This is a genomic window from Aggregatibacter actinomycetemcomitans DSM 8324, assembly GCF_000372365.1.
Taxonomy (GTDB): domain Bacteria; phylum Pseudomonadota; class Gammaproteobacteria; order Enterobacterales; family Pasteurellaceae; genus Aggregatibacter; species Aggregatibacter actinomycetemcomitans.
Genome location: NZ_AQUU01000009.1, coordinates 43,578 through 57,574, shown reverse-complemented (window position 1 = coordinate 57,574; position 13,997 = coordinate 43,578). Strand labels below are relative to the sequence as shown.

The 13,997-nt window shown below is 45.0% G+C and carries 14 protein-coding genes and 3 pseudogenes; 5 read left to right on the top strand and 12 right to left on the bottom strand.

Going from position 1 to position 13,997, the window contains the following annotated elements:
* Positions 1 to 53: 53 nt before the first annotated feature.
* The 9 genes and pseudogenes from A3CS_RS0106390 to bioA all read right to left on the bottom strand — a co-directional run bounded on the left by A3CS_RS0106390 (position 54) and on the right by bioA (position 7,361).
* A complete protein-coding gene (locus A3CS_RS0106390; protein ID WP_005544468.1) occupies positions 54 to 1,004 on the bottom strand; it encodes a beta-ketoacyl-ACP synthase III in 951 nt (316 codons plus the stop codon).
* Between the two features lie 46 nt (positions 1,005 to 1,050).
* Complete coding sequence (plsX, locus tag A3CS_RS0106385) at positions 1,051 to 2,070, bottom strand: phosphate acyltransferase PlsX (RefSeq protein WP_005547687.1); 1,020 nt, start codon at positions 2,068 to 2,070, stop codon at positions 1,051 to 1,053.
* 26 nt (positions 2,071 to 2,096) lie between these two features.
* Positions 2,097 to 2,267 (bottom strand): 50S ribosomal protein L32, encoded by a 171-nt coding sequence (rpmF, locus tag A3CS_RS0106380; RefSeq protein WP_005544470.1) that lies wholly within the window; start codon positions 2,265 to 2,267, stop codon positions 2,097 to 2,099.
* 16 nt (positions 2,268 to 2,283) lie between these two features.
* Positions 2,284 to 2,808 (bottom strand): 23S rRNA accumulation protein YceD, encoded by a 525-nt coding sequence (gene yceD / locus A3CS_RS0106375; RefSeq protein WP_005547689.1) that lies wholly within the window; start codon positions 2,806 to 2,808, stop codon positions 2,284 to 2,286.
* Positions 2,809 to 2,879: 71 nt separating this feature from the next.
* Positions 2,880 to 3,516: pseudogene (bioD, locus tag A3CS_RS0106370) on the bottom strand (dethiobiotin synthase).
* The gene (bioC, locus tag A3CS_RS0106365) at positions 3,516 to 4,280 is read right to left on the bottom strand and encodes a malonyl-ACP O-methyltransferase BioC (protein WP_005547693.1); all 765 of its coding nucleotides are present in this window, start codon (positions 4,278 to 4,280) and stop codon (positions 3,516 to 3,518) included. The pseudogene bioD and the gene bioC overlap by 1 nt, the downstream one beginning before the upstream one ends.
* Complete coding sequence (locus A3CS_RS0106360) at positions 4,274 to 4,924, bottom strand: DUF452 family protein (RefSeq protein WP_019518336.1); 651 nt, start codon at positions 4,922 to 4,924, stop codon at positions 4,274 to 4,276. Before A3CS_RS0106360 ends, bioC begins: the two co-directional genes overlap by 7 nt.
* Positions 4,905 to 6,080: an 8-amino-7-oxononanoate synthase gene (locus A3CS_RS0106355; protein WP_005575808.1), complete on the bottom strand. Its 1,176-nt coding sequence runs from the start codon at positions 6,078 to 6,080 to the stop codon at positions 4,905 to 4,907. Before A3CS_RS0106355 ends, A3CS_RS0106360 begins: the two co-directional genes overlap by 20 nt.
* A pseudogene (bioA, locus tag A3CS_RS0106350) lies at positions 6,073 to 7,361 on the bottom strand (adenosylmethionine--8-amino-7-oxononanoate transaminase). Before bioA ends, A3CS_RS0106355 begins: the two are co-directional and overlap by 8 nt.
* Before the next feature lie 222 nt (positions 7,362 to 7,583).
* On the opposite strand from bioA, the gene asd reads away from it, so the two are divergent.
* A complete protein-coding gene (gene asd / locus A3CS_RS0106345; protein ID WP_005547703.1) occupies positions 7,584 to 8,453 on the top strand; it encodes an archaetidylserine decarboxylase in 870 nt (289 codons plus the stop codon).
* Between the two features lie 25 nt (positions 8,454 to 8,478).
* On the top strand, positions 8,479 to 9,111 hold the full coding sequence (locus A3CS_RS0106340) for an FKBP-type peptidyl-prolyl cis-trans isomerase (protein ID WP_005547705.1): 633 nt from the start codon (positions 8,479 to 8,481) through the stop codon (positions 9,109 to 9,111).
* 63 nt (positions 9,112 to 9,174) lie between these two features.
* Here the strand turns inward: A3CS_RS0106340 and proB are convergent.
* Positions 9,175 to 9,996 (bottom strand): annotated as a pseudogene (gene proB, locus A3CS_RS1000000111870) (glutamate 5-kinase).
* A 150-nt stretch (positions 9,997 to 10,146) separates the two neighbouring features.
* Here proB and A3CS_RS0106320 point away from each other — a divergent pair.
* From A3CS_RS0106320 to folA, 3 genes are read left to right on the top strand one after another with little or no spacing between them, the layout of a single operon-like run.
* Entirely contained in the window at positions 10,147 to 10,932 is a 786-nt protein-coding gene (locus A3CS_RS0106320) for a threonine/serine exporter family protein (protein WP_005547712.1), read from the top strand.
* Position 10,933: 1 nt separating this feature from the next.
* The gene (locus A3CS_RS0106315) at positions 10,934 to 11,398 is read left to right on the top strand and encodes a threonine/serine exporter family protein (RefSeq protein ID WP_005547714.1); all 465 of its coding nucleotides are present in this window, start codon (positions 10,934 to 10,936) and stop codon (positions 11,396 to 11,398) included.
* A 39-nt stretch (positions 11,399 to 11,437) separates the two neighbouring features.
* Entirely contained in the window at positions 11,438 to 11,923 is a 486-nt protein-coding gene (gene folA, locus A3CS_RS0106310; RefSeq protein ID WP_005547716.1) for a type 3 dihydrofolate reductase, read from the top strand.
* Between the two features lie 119 nt (positions 11,924 to 12,042).
* On the opposite strand, the gene paeA is transcribed toward folA, so the two are convergent.
* Positions 12,043 to 13,353, bottom strand: a complete 1,311-nt coding sequence (paeA, locus tag A3CS_RS0106305; protein WP_005547718.1) for a polyamine export protein PaeA — start codon at positions 13,351 to 13,353, stop codon at positions 12,043 to 12,045.
* Between the two features lie 90 nt (positions 13,354 to 13,443).
* Positions 13,444 to 13,968, bottom strand: coding sequence for a DUF1523 family protein (locus tag A3CS_RS0106300; protein ID WP_005547722.1), 525 nt, complete (start codon positions 13,966 to 13,968; stop codon positions 13,444 to 13,446).
* Positions 13,969 to 13,997 lie beyond the last annotated feature (29 nt).

The window sequence follows — 13,997 nt, the reverse complement described above, 5'->3', positions numbered from 1 at the left end:
ATCCGCATCAATACCTAAAAAGTGCGGTCATAAAATTCATTAAATCTTCATTATTAAAACCTAACCAGGGCGGATCCCCAAGTCCAACCACCGCCGAAGGCTTCCAGCAGGAGCAGCTGCCCGCGTTGAATACGTCCGTCACGCACCGCTTCATCCAGCGCCACCGGCACCGTTGCCGCACTGTTATTGGCATAACGATCCAGCGTCACCACCACTTGCGACATATCCATTTCCAGTTTTTTCGCCGTCGCCGTGATAATACGTAAATTTGCCTGATGAGGCACTAACCAATCAATATCTTTTTTATCTAAATTATTGGCGGCAAGGGTTTCTTCCACTACATTGGAAAGCTCGCGCACGGCAAGTTTAAAGGTTTCGTTACCCTGCATTTCAATATAGCCTGATTTGGCTTCACCGCGTTCCGGTTGCGGCAGCACCAAGGCGGCGTGCTTGTCCGCAGAGGCATGCAAATGGGTGGAAATAATGCCTTCCTGTTCGGAAGCCTGTAAAATCAGCGCGCCGGCACCATCACCGAATAACACCACCGTGCTACGATCCGTTTCATCTAATTTGCGGGAGTTTAAATCGGAACCGACCACCAGCGCATTTTTTACTTTACCGGTGCGAATAAATTGATCCGCAACGCCCAAGGCATACACAAATCCGGTGCAAGCGGCGGCAATGTCGAAGGAAATGGCATCATCAATCTCCAGCATCCCCTGAATCTGGCAAGCAGCGCTCGGATAGGCATGAGAGTTGCTGGTTGTAGCGACCAACACAAGATCGATTTCCTGCGGGTCAATGTTTGCGGCTTCGATCGCTTTTTTCGCTGCTTTAACGCCCATGGTTGATACGGTTTCATTCGGATCGGCAATGCGACGTTCGCGAATACCGGAACGGGTCACAATCCATTCATCTGAAGTATCTACCATTTTTTCTAAATCGGCATTGGTGCGAATATTTTTAGGTAAATAACTACCGGTAGATAAAATTTTGCTAAACATAGTCATCTCATTAAAAATAGTGAGGGAACTCACTAATCTATGATATTTAATTCTTATTTAATCCCGCTAAAATTTTTTGCGGAATTTGACGACGGGCTTGTAACGCCGCATCGGCAATGGCATTGGCAAAAGCTTCTTGGTTCGCGCTGCCGTGACTTTTTACTACCACGGAAGTCAAACCAATCAAAGATGCGCCATTATATTGATCGGGGTTGATTTTTTTTAGTCGTTGGTATCTGTCTTTGAATAAAGACCGAATTAAACAACTGAAAACCGTGCTTAATATACTATTTTTCTTCTCACTTTTCAGTAAGGAAATCACATTCTTCGCCGCCCCCTCCAGGGTTTTTAAGGCAATATTACCGGCAAAACCGTCACTGACAATCACATCCGCCATGCCGTTTAACAGGCAGTTCCCTTCAATGAACCCTATATAATTAAGTGCGGTATCTTTTTGCAGTAAATCAGCGGCATCACGCAGGGATTTATACCCTTTCACTGCTTCAATACCGATATTCAACAACGCAATGCGAGGATAAACCAAATCCAGCGTATTCTCGGCAAAAATAGCCCCCATCAGCGCAAACTGGTATAGGTTTTCCGCGTCACATTCCAGATTGGCGCCCAAATCAAGCATGATAGTACGTTCACCGGTGATGGTCGGAATCGCGGAGATAAGCGCGGGGCGATGAATGCCTTCAAGGGGCTGTAATAAAATTTTTGACAACCCCATTAATAAGGCGGTATCGCCGGCACTGACACAAGCCTGCGCGGTATCCTTTTGTACCGCTTCAATAGCTAAACGCATTGAAGTATCTTTACTGTGACGTAACGCATAGGAAATACCTTGGCGATTATCAATTACGCGGGCGCAATGAATGATGTCACAACGTTGACGAACAGTGTTTGAAGCGGCGGATAAAAGCGGAAGAATTTGTTGGCGATCGCCAAATAATACGAGGAAAAGCGCTGGATCACGTTCCAAGGCTAAAATGGATGCAGGGATAGTAATACGGGGACCTATGTCCCCGCCCATCGCATCTAACGCAAGGGTTAGACGACTCAAGTGATTACCTTTGCTGTAATGGATAATTACTTGTTAATCACTTTACGACCACGATAGTAACCGTCAGCGGTTACATGGTGACGCAAATGAGTTTCACCACTTGCTTTATCAACAGAGACTGCAGCTGTGGTTAACGCATCATGAGAACGACGCATATCACGACGTGAACGGGATTTTTTATTTTGTTGAACAGCCATTGGCTATACTCCTAAATTATTTTTGCTTTAAATTAGCTAATACAGCGAACGGGTTCGGTCTTTTCGCCAGCTCTTGCGGCAATTCGCCAAAAACCTGTTCCGCCACGGACACTTCACAGTGTTCAGATGAATGCATTGGTACAATCGGCAAACTTAAAATGAGTTCATCTTCAATCGCACCGAGTAAATCTATTTCACCGAATTCATTGAATTCAATTGGCTCATAGATCTCCGGCAATACATAAATTTGATCAAAACTAGCTACCGGACTGTAGCAAAATTCACAATCAACGGTTTGTGTAAACGGTTCACCACAACGGTGACAAGTCAACTTGACATCAACGCAGGCATGACCTTGCATAACAACTAATTTTTGCGGATCAATAAAGAACGATAATGTAACCTGTGCATCGCTGAGCACTTTACTGACCGATTCGGCAAGGCGGCTTAATTGATTAACGGAGTAATAACCCTGATAATCCAATCTTCGTTGCGCGTCTTTTACCGGATCAACAGTTAGGGGTAGCTTTACCTTTTGCATAGGGAGCGCATATTACTCTTTGGGAATAAAATAGTCAAAGGAAATTATTGTTATAAACATGAAAATCAATGCTAAAAATCAATTTTTTGCATCAACATAAATTTTGTCGTCGGAAAGCGTTTGGCTAAATAGCTTTTGAAATATTGTTGCGTATCTTGTGTAATCAATTTATCCGTAGGCGGATAAAGATTATAAATCAATGTATCCACGTTAATATTTTGATGCGCGCATACTTCTAAACTGAGCAATGTATGATTAATGCTACCCAATCTACCGGAAGTCACCAAGATTAACGGATAATTATGTGCCGTAATATAATCCAAGGTTGTCTTTCCCTCGGCATAAGGGACCATCAAACCGCCTGCTCCTTCCAGCAAAACATAATCATATTTTTGCGCTAAGAGTGCGGTGTATTTTTCAATCGTTTTTTCATCAATATAGGTATTTTGCAAACATGCAGCTAAATAGGGTGAACAAGGATAATCAAATAAATAGCAGCAGGTTTCCCCTTTGCGATCTTCATCTGCTAATTCAACACCTTGAATTTTGCGGTGAATTAAAATATCTGATGAAATATCGCAACAACCTGTTTGCACCATTTTCTGAGTGATTACCGAATACCCCAATTGAGTATCTAGCGTAATAACCTGTGGCAACGGATTTGCCAATATCGGTATCAATGCCTGAAACAAACAATACTTTTCCCATTATGCATTCTCTTTTTTTCGTGCCAACATGAAGATCGGCACATAAGTTAATGAAACTTTACCCTGTTCATTGATGTAATGTTGATGATATTGCTCACAAAAGCGAGCAACTTTCTCACGATTCCAAATTCGATTATTCGTTGCTGTGACGCCGGTATCTTTTAAATGTCTCAGCACTGAAAGTGCGGAATCAAATTCTAGCCGAATTTCCTTTTGGGATAAGTGAATAATATGAAAATTCGCCATTAATGTTTCCCGCCATTGTGCCAGATTAGGGTAATCCAAACCGATTTGGCTTAGTGCCCTGATTTCAGGCAAATTCGTCGGCGCAAATGTACTCAATAAAATCATACTGTTTGGTATTAAGTGTGTCGAACATCGGTACAAAAAAGCCAATGGATCGGAAAACCATTGAATGGTTGAGGCGGAAACGATCAAATCATATTGAGCAGATAAGACCAAAGATTCGCCACATCCTTGGTAAAAATTATAGTTCCGAAGTGGCAGATTCTGCATTAATTGAGCGGAAACATCGCACAAATCATTACAATCCCAATGCTCTGCCTCAATATTTTGCATCAATAAACGGGTAAAATTACCTGTGCCGCAACCAATTTCCAGCACTCGATGAAAACGGCTTCCACCTTTTTCCAATAATAATTTCAATAAATCATTGGCAATATGTTGTTGAGCAATGGCATTTTTTTCATAGGTTTCTAATGCGGCATTGAAACATTGCATTATACGCTCTTTTTTGATCACCATAATTGCGCCCATGTTTGTAGTAATGGGAACAAATAATGCCCACCCAGCATTTCAACCATCGTACAACGAGAATGCCAGTAATTACGCTGATTCTGCACAGGAAAAATACGATCTTGCGTGCCAATAATGGCTTTCGTCCAGTGCAGAGGGACATTTTGCCGGTTTGTCAACAATGCTTCATAAAGTGTGGTCAATTCGGCATGTGTTTCTTCAATTGAACGCTGCCCTTCCAGCGATTGATATTGTAGTAATGTACTTTTGTCACCACACATTCGGCGTTCAAATTTATGTTGATTGACCTCATCAAAAGCTTCCAAAGTGCCTTTAAATACGGCACAAGGGATGCCATATTCATTGTGCATAGGGAGCCCCGTGCCATTAATTGCAGTGGCGGAAAGTAATGGTGTTTGCCCCATCATATGTTCAGCCACCCAAACACCCATAGACCATGCTACTAAGCGTACACTTTCATAACAGGAAAAATCAAAATTAAGCGATAAATCCCGATAGTCATAACAAACCAGCAAATCATGTTCTTTCGGTAATGTTAAATGTTGGATGACCAATGGTGTCATACCCCATCCGGTGAAATACACGATTAAATGCCGACGTGTCAGGTTTACGTTAATTAATTGATATTGCATAAAATAACTGTTCTATAAATTGTTCAATTTCATCATGGGTCATATCGGCTGTTAAAGACAAACGAATGCGAGATGTTCCGACAGGAACGGTAGGCGGCCGAATAGGTAAGCAATAATATCCACATTGTTGAAGGCGGTGCGCTATTTTTATAGTGCGCTGATTTTCGCCTAAAATATAAGGTACTATATGGCTTTCACTTGGCATTGGCATATTGAATTGCTCTGCGAGAACCTGCCGTAATCGCGCACTTAATTGCATGAGATGTTGTCGTTTAGCCTGAAAGTGCGGTTGTTTTTCGAAGAGAAATGTGGTCCATGCCACATTGAATGGCGGTAACGCTGTGCTGAAGATCAAAGGGCGCATAGTGTTAATTAAATAATCTTTAATGACTCGATCACAAACCACATAAGCGCCCATGGAAGCAAACGCTTTACCAAAAGTCCCTACCAAAAAATCAATGTCAGGTAGGCAATTTGTCTGTTCGGCAACACCCAGACCCCGTTCGCCATAAACACCAATGCCATGTGCTTCATCCACATACAACATAACATTGTCAAATTGCTTTTTAAATGCAACCAATTGTGATAAGTCTGCGAGATCCCCATCCATACTGAACACACTTTCCGTCACCACAATAATGCGTTCATAATGAAGATACTGTTTGTGTAAAATGTTATACAAGTGATCGTAATCGTTATGACGATACCGCAAAAACGGGGAATTGCTCAGGCGAATACCATCAATAATGCTGGCATGTACCAATTTGTCAGCGACGATCAAGGTTTGTTTATTGGCTACTGCCGGTAAAATACCAATATTGGCGTGATAACCGCTATTAAACAGCAAGCATGCCTCCCGCCGAAACGCATTTGCCATTAATTGTTCAAGGGCTTCATATTCGGGGAAATTGCCGGTTAGCAAGCGCGACGAAGAGGAGGTAAAGTGCGGTAGTTTTTCAATGTATTTTTTAAGAAAAGCTTGTTGTAACGATACATCACCGGCTAACCCCAGATAATCATTAGAAGCCAAATTGAGCATCTGATGTCCATTTTGCTCAACAAACTTACCGTTATGGTGAATTTGCGGGAAACGGCGATATTGATCTTTTTGCCGTAATATGCCCAGTTGTGTGGAAAAATAATCCGACCTATTCATAGTATTCCTCTCTGATTGCCGCCAACATACCGGAAGTTAATGCAGATAATTGTGACGGACTGATAATAAAAGGTGGCATTAAGTACACTAATCTGCCAAACGGGCGAACCCAGACGCCATTTGCCACTAAACGCACCTGCAATGAGGTTAAATTGACCGGTTCATACATTTCCAAAACACCAATAGCACCCAGTACCCGTACAGCTTTCACCGCATTAAAATTTTCCGCAATCTGCAATTCGGCTTTCAGTTGTTGTTCAATACGTTTTACATTGCCCTGCCAATCGTTTTCCAGCAATAAATCAATTGATGCTGTAGCAATGGCACAAGCTAATGGATTTGCCATAAACGTCGGTCCATGCATAAAACATTGTGCTTCACCACGACAAATAGTTTGCGCAATAACACGGGTTGTAATGGTTGCCGACAGCGTTAAATAACCGCCGGTTAACGCCTTACCGATACACATAATGTCAGGTGAAATGCCGGCATATTCTGCCGCAAATAATTTTCCTGTGCGACCAAAACCGGTAGCAATCTCATCAAAAATTAGCAATACGCCGTATTGTTGACAAAGTTGTTGGGCTCGGACTAAATACATTGGCGAATAAAAATACATTCCTCCCGCCCCCTGCACTACCGGTTCAAGAATAAGTGCGGCTAATTCTGCACCTCGTTTTTCCAATAAATCCGCCAATGGTGCAATATCTTCTTCACACCATGGTTGCCCAAAAGAAGTTTGAGGCTGTGGAAGGAAATACTGCACCGGCAAACTTTTGGCAAACAGGCTATGCATCCCCGTCACCGGATCGCATACCGACATGGCATGCCAAGTATCACCATGATAACCTGAACGAATGGTTGCAAATTTATATCGCTGAGTTTCACCTTTTGCATGTTGATACTGAATAGCCATCTTCATCGCCACTTCAACGGCAATGGAACCACTATCGGCAAAAAAGATTTGTTCTAATCCCGAAGGTAATAAAGGTAACAATTTTTGTGTCAGTTTAATAGCCGGTTCGTGAGTTAACCCACCGAACATAATGTGGCTCATTTGCGCCAACTGTTTATTTGCCGCTGCATTCAGACGAGGGTGATTATAACCATGTAACGCTGCCACCAAGATGACATTCCGTCAATCAGCTGACGTCCATCTTTAAGCATAATCATTACGCCCTCTGCGCGTTCTACTGCATAAATCGGTGTAGTTGGTGGAAGTGCTGCATAGGGATGCCAAATATGTTCACGATCAAATTTTAATAGCTGTTGTTGATTCATAGAGTTAATCGAAAAAGAATAAAATTGTGATTTTACCTGAGAATTGGCGCCACCCCCAAATACTTATATATGATTAAAACTGTCTTTTACATCTTCTGAAGTACTTCCGATATTTTTTCTTTCCGATATAACGACGGCAGTAAATCCCCCTCATTGCACAAGCCGAATAAGTTGTTATAATCACCCCTCATTCATCTTAAAATTGTAGAAAAAATAACCATTATGAACAAATCCACTTATTGGCAGCGCCTGAAAGTTGCCTTTCAATATGTTATGCCGCAACTGTATTTAACCCAACTGGCGGGCTGGTTCGCCAAGCAAAAATGGGGCGCGGTCACTCATTTCGTAATTAAACTCTTCGCCAAGAAATACAATGTGGACATGAGCGAAGCGAAAAAAGAAAACTTCAGCGACTACGAAAGTTTCAACCAATTTTTTATTCGCGAATTAAAAGACGGTGCCCGAAAAATAAATGAAAATCCTACCGCACTTTGCTTGCCGGCAGATGGTCGTGTGAGCCAAATCGGGCATATTGACGACGAATTATTATTGCAAGCCAAAGGGCATTTTTTCAGCTTGTCCGATTTATTGGCGGGCGATGAAGAATTGGTCAACACCTTTAAAAACGGCGAATTCGCCACCATCTATTTATCTCCTCGCGATTACCACCGCGTGCATATGCCGTGCGATGCCACCCTGCGCAAAATGATTTATGTGCCCGGCGCCTTGTTCTCGGTGAATCCGTTCCTGGCGGAACACGTGCCTAACTTATTTGCCCGTAATGAACGGGTGATTTGCCTGTTTGATACCGAATTTGGCCCTATGGTGCAAATTCTGGTGGGCGCCACGATCACCGCCAGTATGAGCACCGTTTGGGCGGGCGTGATTAATCCGCCGCGCGCCGATGAAGTGAAAGTCTGGACGTATCAAGAGGAAAATGCGGTGAAATTAACCAAAGGTCAGGAAATGGGGGCGTTTCAGTTAGGCTCTACGGTCATCAACCTTTTCCCGGCTAATCGCGTGACCTTAGCAGAACATTTACAGGTGGACGAGCCCGTCAGAGTGGGTGAAATGTTAGCCACGATCAATTAATTTTTATCATATAAAGGAAAACAACATGACGGCAGCGTTTTTTAATCAAGTGAAATTAGACGATACACAAGCCAAAGGAAGCTACGGTATCGGCTTGCAAATCGGTCAGCAATTATTGGACAGCCAATTAGCGGTAAAAACGGAAGCCGTGGCAAAAGGAATTTACGATGTGTTAAATCAACACGCGCCGGTATTGGATTTCAACGAAATCAGCCAAGCGCTGCAACAATTACAACAACAAGCGGCAGAAGCACAACAGGCGCAATTCAAAGAAATTGAAGCGGCTGGCAAAGCCTTCTTGGAAGCCAATAAACAAAAAGACGGTGTGAAAATGACCGATTCCGGTTTGCAATATGAAGTGCTGATTGAAGGCGACGGCAAAGTGCCTTCCGCCACGGACAAAGTCAGCGTACACTACACCGGCACGCTACCGGACGGCACCGTATTCGACAGCTCCGTGACCCGCGGTCAACCGGCGGAGTTCCCGGTTAACGGCGTGGTTAAAGGTTGGGTCGAAGCCCTCTCCATGATGCCGGTCGGTTCCAAATGGCGTTTGGCGATTCCGCATGAATTGGCTTACGGCGAACGTGGTGCCGGCGCAGCCATTCCGCCATTCAGCCCGTTAGTGTTTGAAGTGGAATTATTGGATATTCTGTAATTCAAAAAAATCATCCTACAAAAAACGGCGTTATGATGAACACCGTTTTTCTTTTCTCTCTTTTTATAACACGATCATATCGTCCCGATGAATAGCCACCGCGCCGTACTCATAGCCCAGCTGTTGTTCAATATCCTGCGATTGTTTGCCTTTAATCAGTTCCAGCGCATCGCTGTTATAGCGCGGCATGCCGAGGGCAATGTCCTTGCCTTGTGCATTCCGAATGCGCACCACTTCACCGCGTGAGAAACGCCTGCTGACACGCACAATGCCCGCCGGCAGTAAAGATTTATGCTGAATTAACACCGCACTTTGTGCGCCTTCATCTCATCAATGGTCAGCACGCCTGCCGACGGCGCGGCGAACAGCCATTGTTTACGGCTTTCCAAACGATCTGCCTGCACCAAAATCGCCACCAGCGCCGATAAATTATCGTTATCCCCCACTTTAATTTCTGCCGTTGCAACCGCATCATTTTCGTTGATCACCGGAATAATGCGGTTATCCAACAACGCGTGCAAGGTGTCGCGTGCATTCAGGAAACGTTCGCGATCTTCAATATCGGTGCGGGTCAGCAACATTTGCCCGATGTGAATATCATAAATGGCAAACAGTTTTTCCCAGGTTTGAATCAGCTGGCTCTGCCCCACTGCTGCCAGCAATTGTTTGGACGCCACGGTGGGTGGCAATTGCGGGTGATTTAAATAATGGCGACCGGCGGCAATGGCACCCGAAGTCACGATCACCAGGCGAAAGCCCGCCTGATGTAACTGCGCCAACTGACGAACGATTTCCATCATGTTAGGCTAAATTCAATTTCGGCGTACCCTGCGTGAGCGTGCTGGTGCCGAATTTCACCACAATGGTTTTATTATTCTGTTGCATACTGACTTCTCTCAAAAATGCACTTAACCTAGCATAAATCCTGAAATTTATCCAAAAATCCCACCGCACTTTAGTGCTTATTCTATTAAGCATTTTTGTTCAATGACGAAAGGTCTATAATGTCGCTAATTAATTTTAGGTAGATTGATCATGGAAAGAGAAAACATCACACCCGACTATCAACGGGAAGTCACGCGATTATGCGTGCAAACGGCGCTGTTATTGCTACAACATGGCGCGGAAAGCACCGTCGTGTCACAAATGGCGCAACGGCTCGGCTTGGCGCTTGGCGTGGACAGCGTGGAATGCGCCCTCACCGCCAACGCCGTGGTTATCACCACCTTGGCTAACAACCATTGCATCACTACCGCCCGTAAAAGCACCGACAAGGGCATTAATATGCAAATGGTCACCGACGTGCAACGCATTGTCATCTCCGCCGAACATAAAATCTACGACATTCAGCTGGTCAGGAAAAAACTCTCGCAACTTAAGCCACTAAAATATAACCACTATTTTGTGGTTTTGATGATCGGCTTATCCTGCGCCTCTTTTGCTCATTTATCCGGCGGCAATGCGCTGATTTCGCTCATCACCTTTTTAGCTGCCTCCGTCGCCATGTTCGTGCGGCAGGAATTGTCCAAACGGCACTACAACCCGGTCATTGTGTTTGCCGTCACCGCTTTCGTCGCCTCGCTCATCGCCGGCATCAGTCTGAAATATCAGCTCGGCAACGACCCGCAAATCGCCTTGGCGTCCAGCGTGTTATTGCTGGTGCCGGGCTTTCCGTTAATCAATTCTTTGGCGGATATTCTGAAAGGCTATGTGAACATGGGGATCGGACGTTGGGCGATCGCCACCATTCTCACTTTCGGCGCTTGTCTCGGCATTGTCTTCGCCTTGAGCGTACTCAACATCACCACGTGGGGGCACTAAAATGGATTGGTTACTTTTGTTACTGGACGATATGTTTTTCGCCGCCATTCCGGCAGTGGGATTTGCGTTGGTCTTTAATGTGCCGCCGAAAGCGTTGAAATACTGCGCCTTGCTCGGCGCTTTAGGACATGTCACCCGCACCATTTTGATTCAGTGCAACATCCCCATCGTTTTTGCCACCCTGGTCGGCGCGGCGCTCATCGGCTTCATCGGCGTACATTTATCCCACCGTTATTTGGCACACCCGAAAGTGTTCACCGTCGCCGCCATTATCCCGATGATTCCTGGCGTGCAGGCATATAAGGCGATGATCGCCATCGTGCAAATTCACCATTACGGCTTCTCCGACGCCTTATTTGAGCAGATGATCGCCTCCTTCATCAGCACCACGTTTATTCTCGGTGCGCTGGTTTTCGGCTTGGCATTACCTGGCTTACTGTTCTATCGGGAAAAACCTGTGGTATAGTAACCGCACTTTAACCCGTTAAATACATTAGGAAATACAATGCGTTTAAGCCTGATTGTCGCCATGACCAAAAACCATGTCATCGGCAAAGATAACCAAATGCCATGGCACCTGCCCGCCGACCTCGCCTGGTTTCGCCAAAATACCACCGGCAAACCCGTCATCATGGGACGCAAAACCTTTGAAAGCATCGGTCGCCCATTACCGAAACGTACCAACATCGTGCTTTCCCGCCAACCTTTCGTGCACGACGGCATTATTTGGAAAGACAGCCTGGAAAGTGCGGTGGATTTTGTCATCGATTCCGACGAAATCATGCTCATCGGCGGCGGTCAGCTGTTCAAGCAATATTTACCGCAGGCGACCCGCCTTTACCTCACCGAAATCCAAACTGAACTGGAAGGCGACACCTTCTTCCCGCCTATTGATTGGAACCACTGGAACATTGAATTTGAACAATACCGCCCCGCCGACGAACAAAATCCTTACGATTGTCGTTTTATGATTTTGGTGCGGAAAGGGTAAATTCACAGAAAAGTGCGGTGGATTTTCGCAGCGTTTTTAAAAAGGGAATGCAGAGGAGACACCAAACTGTCTCTTAAAAGCAGAACAATTCGGGCGGATACAACACCCACCAAACAAACTCAATCCTTATGATTACTTTCCTCCAAATCCCTCCTAAAAGACACCATCAGTTGATCGATTTTAAAGTTCTCGGTGTCGATGATTTCAAATTTGTAGCGGCCGTATAACACAAAATCGGTTTTTTTCGGGATTTTACGTAGCATATACATCATAAAACCGGCGATGGTTTCGTAATTTTCATCGTGCGGGAAGACTTCAATATCCAAGGCGCGTTTCACATCTTCCAGCGGTGTGGCGCCGTCCACCAACCAAGAATCTTCGTCGCGGCGGATAATCTGTTCTTCTTCGCTGGATACCAACTCGCCCATGACGATACTCATCACATCGTTTAAGGTAACAATGCCCACCACCAGCGCATATTCGTTGACGATAACGGCAAAATCTTCGCCGGTGGATTTAAATAATTCGAGCACCTCATACAAAGACAAAGTATCAGGCACGAACAGCGGTTTGCGCAACAAACGATTGTCGGTGAGCTGCACCTGTTCCTCTTTCAGGAACAGTGTCAGCAAACTGTGCGATTCCACATAACCTAAAATATGATCCAAGCCCTGATCGCAAATAAGCAGTTTGGAATGGGAATTTTTCGTGAGCGTGTCCAGCACTTGCTGGCGGGTAAAAGTGCGGTCTAAAAAAATGATATTTTCGCGGGTGGTCATGGTGGAGGTGACCGTGCGTTGCTGCATATCGAAAATATTCTCGATGAGATAATGTTCCTGCGCTTTTAACACGCCTGCCTCCGCGCCGGCATCCACCACTGCCACGATGTCTTCGGAGGTCATACTTTCTTCGCGCACGGTAGATACTTTAAAAATACGGAAAATGAAATTGGCGACGGAATCGAACACCCACACAATAGGTTTCAATAAGAAAATGCAGATTTGCATAATCCGCACCGTGCGCAATGCCACCACTTCGGGGTTGGTCATTGCCAGGCGTTTAGGCATGAGATCCGCCAGCAAAATAAAGGAAGCGGTCACGATAAAAAACGCAATCCAGGAAGCGGCGCTTTCCACCCACGCAGCATCGGTATATTGATGAATAACGTGTTGCAAGTGCACCCGAATGGTCGCTTCGCCGATCACCCCGCCTAACACGGCGACCATATTCAAGCCGATTTGCACCACAGTAATGAAGCGCCCCGGTTGCTCTTGCAGTTTGAGCACCATGGCGGCTTTCGTGTTACCTTCGTTGACCATGTTTTGCAATTTAATCCGACGCGCCCCCGCCAGGGAAATTTCAGCAGAAGACACAACGGCACTGATGATAATTAATAAAATTAAAACTAAAATCGCGGTAAATAAACTCATAAGATTTCAATTCATTGATGTAAATAAAGATAAAGTGCGGTCGGTTTTTAAAACGTTTTTCAACCGCACCGAAGAAAGGAAAAAGGAACGTTAGTTTTCGCTGTCGAACCAACCGCGCACAAATTGCACAGAGAAGAATAAGGTGAACAGCAAAATCACGTAGAAAATATAGGCGAAAATCGGATGGTTTGGCGATTCGCCTTCTGCCAGAGCTTCTACCGACAAAGCATTCGGAAATTCGTTAAATACGGTAATGCGCCAGCCGTAGTATTTCATTTGTACGGTTTTCTGTTCGTTACCCAATGCCTGCGCCTCCGCCTGCAAATTCGCGGAACCGAATTTAAAATAGAACGGGAAGCCCCAGCCGGTGTCTTCGTTACGATATACCCGCACTTTGCCGTCCGGATGTTGGGTGTTGATAAAATACACGTCGCGGGTCGGTCCGTCCGCCGGATTGGTTTTAGTAATTAACCCGTCTTTATCCATCCGTTTCACTTCCACGCCGGTGACCTGCGTCACATCATAGCGCGGGAACACATAGTGCACGGTGGCGAACAAAAACAGGTGAAAAACCAAAATCACCGTAATGAAAAAATATTTAAAAAATTTACGCATTATTCCGTCCTTTTTCCGACTCGTTTGAA